General features: G+C 68.2%; 4 protein-coding genes. 3 read left to right on the forward strand and 1 reads right to left on the reverse strand.

The annotated features are described in order from the left end of the window. On the forward strand, positions 1-332 hold a 332-nt coding region (locus QOC69_RS20980), incomplete at its 5' end, for a TetR family transcriptional regulator C-terminal domain-containing protein (RefSeq protein ID WP_526443143.1). Between the two features lie 6 nt (positions 333-338). On the opposite strand, the gene QOC69_RS20985 is transcribed toward QOC69_RS20980, so the two are convergent. Then, positions 339-740, reverse strand: a complete 402-nt coding sequence (locus QOC69_RS20985; RefSeq protein ID WP_526443145.1) for a PAS domain S-box protein — start codon at positions 738-740, stop codon at positions 339-341. 57 nt (positions 741-797) lie between these two features. Between QOC69_RS20985 and QOC69_RS20990 the strand changes: the two genes are divergently transcribed. Then, positions 798-2,036 carry an acyl-CoA dehydrogenase family protein gene (locus tag QOC69_RS20990; protein ID WP_526443147.1) on the forward strand — a complete coding sequence of 413 codons (1,239 nt, stop codon included), beginning with the start codon at positions 798-800 and terminating at the stop codon, positions 2,034-2,036. Positions 2,037-2,045: 9 nt separating this feature from the next. Next, the coding region (locus tag QOC69_RS20995; RefSeq protein WP_526443149.1) for an acyl-CoA dehydrogenase family protein at positions 2,046-2,845 on the forward strand (800 nt) is incomplete at its 3' end.

Here is a 2,845-nt window from a genome sequence, read left to right on the forward strand (position 1 = left end):
GGCTCATACGCACGTTCGGCGGATTCAACCCAGCGGCGAAGGCCACCTACGGCATCCTTCAAGACGACCTTGCGGAGCGCGTGGCGTCCGCCGTCGAGCAGGGTGATCTACGGCCCGACGTCGATGCCGAGGCCATCGTCGCCACGCTGTTGGCCTCGATGCTTGGGGCCGAACTGGTCTCGAGCGCGTTGGCCAACGGGCGCGATCTTCGCCGCCGCCTCGCGCTCAACCTGGAGATCCTGGTGCCTGCGCTCGTCACCGAGGAATCGCTCGGCTACTACCGCGAGTTCCTTGCCCGCCAGTCGATGCGCATCTCGCCATCCAATCCGTAGCGGCGCTCACGCCCCGTCGGACCACAGCCGCTCCGTGACGTCCTGGAACGTCGCCAGTGCAACGGGGTCGTCGCCCCGCAGAAGTGCCGACTTACTCATCCGGGCCCGGACCACCGAGCGGTCCCGGTGGCGCAACTCGACGACCAGACCGGCGTGGCCATGCAGCACGGACAGCGCCGATTCGTCGGTCGGCATGGTGTGAAACACCTGCCGGAACGTCAACGCCGTGATCTCGTCGATGCTCCTGCCGACCATCTCACCGAAGGCGCCGTTGGCGAAGATGATCGATCCGTCCTCGGCGATGGCCAAGACGGGCACTGGAAACCGTTCCAACAGAACCAACGCGGGCAACTCGCTCAACAAGGCCATCGGCGACTGCCGGGTCCCTCCGTCACGACGCCTGTCCACGAATCGATTATCGCTAGGTTTACTGTCTGCGTACGGGGATCGACGGACGGGGAACGCATGGATCTGGCGTGGTCGCCCACCGACATCGCCTTTCGCGATGAGGTGCGGGCATTCCTGCAGGACAAGCTGACGCCGGATCTGCAGTGCGCCGGTCGCCTGATGACGAGCGTCTACAGCGATCACGAGGCGAGTCTGCAGTGGCAGCGGATTCTGCACGAACGCGGTTGGGCGGCACCGGCTTGGCCGGTCGAACACGGCGGGTGCGACTGGAGCCTGACGCAGCACTACGTCTTCAGCCGCGAGTCGACGCTGGCGGGCGCCCCTGCACTGTCTCCCATGGGCATCCGGATGGTCGCGCACGCGATCGTCGCCTACGGCACGCCGGCGCAGAAGGACTACTTCCTGCCCCGCATCTTGACCGGCGAGGTGTTCTTCTGCCAGGGCTACTCCGAACCGGAGTCCGGATCGGACCTGGCGTCGCTGTCGATGGCAGCCGTCTCAGATGAGGCGAGCGGCGACCTCATCTGCACGGGCAGCAAGATCTGGACCACGCACGCGCGTGAGGCCAACTGGATGTTCGGCCTGGTCCGCACGTCGCGCACCGCCAAGAAGCAACAGGGCATCACGTTCGTGCTGATCGACATGGGATCGCCTGGCATCCAGATCCGCCCCCTGGTCATGACGTCGGGCGAGGAGATCCAGAATCAGGTCTTCTTCGACGAGGTGCGTGTCCCGAAGACGAACGTGATCGGCCAGATCGACGACGGCTGGACCGTGGCGAAGTACCTGCTGGAGTTCGAGCGTGGCGGTGGCGCGCACGCGCCTGCGCTGCAGGTGATGGCCGAGGAGGTGGCCGCCGCCGCCGCGAACCAGCCCGGCCCCGGTGGCGGCAGCTTGATCGACGATCCGGGGTTCGCCCACAAGCTCGCCGACGCACGCATCCGCACCGAGGTGCTCGAGATCCTCGAGTACCGCGTGCTGGCCGCGCTGGCCGGCGGCGGGCACCCCGGCTCCGCATCGTCGATGCTCAAGGTGCTGGCCACCGAGCTCAGCCAGGCGCTCACCGAACTGGCGATGGAGGCCGCCGGGCCACGCGGCCGCGCCTACCAGCCCCATGCCACCCGGCCGGGCGGACCGGTGGCCGAGTTCGAGCCACCACCGGACGACTACGTCACCGGCGAGACCTGGCAGGCGGTCGCACCGCTGCGCTACTTCAACGACCGCGCCGGCTCGATCTATGCGGGCAGCAACGAGATTCAGCGAAACATTCTGGCCAAGGCAGCTCTGGGACTCTAGGGACGACGAATGGACTTCAACCTCTCCCACGAACAGCAGCTCCTGCGCGACGGGCTCACCAAGTTCCTGGCGACGCGCTACGACCTCGAGACGAGTCGGTCGGCGGCCAAGACCGGACTGGGTTGGCAGCCCGACATCTGGCGCGCATTCGCCGATGAACTCGGCATCCTCGGCGCCGCCCTTCCCGAGGACGTCGGCGGGATCGGCGGTGGGCCGGTCGAGGTGATGGTCATCGCCGAAGCCCTCGGCCACGCATTGGTCATCGAACCCTATGTGGACACCGCTGTGGTGGCGGGGGGCCTGCTGCGCCGCGCAGGCGGTGACGTCGCGACCGCCGTGTTGGAGAACGTCGTCGCAGGCCGGGCGATCGTCGCGCTGGCCGCCGCGGAGGCGGAGTCGGGCGACCACTGGCAGGACGCCGCGACCACGGCGCGCCTGGACGGATCCGACTGGGTGCTCGACGGCGCCAAGATCATGGCCATCGATGCCCCGCTCGCGACGCATCTGTTGGTGACGGCCCGCACCGCAGGCGGCATCTCGCTGTTCTGCGTCGACGCGGGCACGCCGGGCATCGAGGTCCACGGTTATCGCACGGTCGACGACCGTCGGGCCGCCGATCTGGTGCTCACCGGTCTGCGACTACCCGCCGACGCGCTGCTCGGCGAGGAGGGCCAGGCGTGGCCGTCGCTCGAGCAGGCCCGCGACGAGGGCGCGGCCGCCGCCTGCGCGGAGGCGGTCGGCGGTATGCGGAAGGTGTTGGCCGACACCGTCGAATACTGCAAGCAGCGGCAGCAGTTCGGGCAGCCGAT

It is taken from the genome of Mycobacterium sp., assembly GCF_032162105.1.
GTDB lineage: Bacteria > Actinomycetota > Actinomycetes > Mycobacteriales > Mycobacteriaceae > Mycobacterium.

What these genes read in the sequence shown, in the direction of transcription:
- QOC69_RS20990 (WP_526443147.1), top strand. Translation starts at nt 798, where the DNA reads ATGGATCTGGCGTGGTCGCCCACCGACATCGCCTTTCGCGATGAGGTG.